Source organism: Mesorhizobium sp. M1E.F.Ca.ET.063.01.1.1, from assembly GCF_003998155.1.
Taxonomy (GTDB): Bacteria; Pseudomonadota; Alphaproteobacteria; order Rhizobiales; family Rhizobiaceae; genus Mesorhizobium.
Map to the genome: position 1 here is coordinate 1 of NZ_RZSC01001497.1, position 557 is coordinate 557.

Annotated in this window: 1 protein-coding gene; it reads left to right on the forward strand. The window is 63.2% G+C overall.

Annotated features, from left to right (window positions below; all coding sequences use genetic code 11):
• On the forward strand, positions 1-557 hold a 557-nt coding region (locus EOA29_RS39430), incomplete at both ends, for a quinolinate synthase (protein WP_145970158.1).

Consider the following 557-nt stretch of genomic DNA (forward strand, 5'->3'; position numbering starts at 1 on the left):
CGTCCGGCGGGTGATCCCGCCGATCGAATGGCCGGCCTTTGCCGACGACATCGATGCGATCCTGGCGCTGAAGCGCGAGCGCAACGCCGTCATCCTGGCGCACAATTATCAGACGCCAGAGATCTTCCATTGCGTGGCCGACATCGTTGGCGACAGCCTGGCGCTGGCCCGCAAGGCGATGACTGTGGAGGCGGACGTGATCGTCGTCGCCGGCGTGCACTTCATGGCCGAGACCGCAAAGCTCCTTAATCCCGGCAAGACCGTGCTCATTCCGGACCTTGCCGCCGGCTGTTCGCTGGCTGACTCGATCACGGCCGAAGACGTGCGCCTGATGCGCCAGCGCTATCCTGGCGTCCCGGTGATCACCTACGTCAACACATCCGCGGCCGTGAAAGCCGAATCCGATATCTGCTGCACGTCGGGCAATGCGCTGGCCGTCGTGAAGTCGCTCAATGCGCCTCGCGTCATCATGCTGCCCGACGAATATCTGGCGAGGAACATCGCCGCACAAACGAAAGTCGAGATCATCGCCTGGAAGGGACGCTGCGAGGTGCATG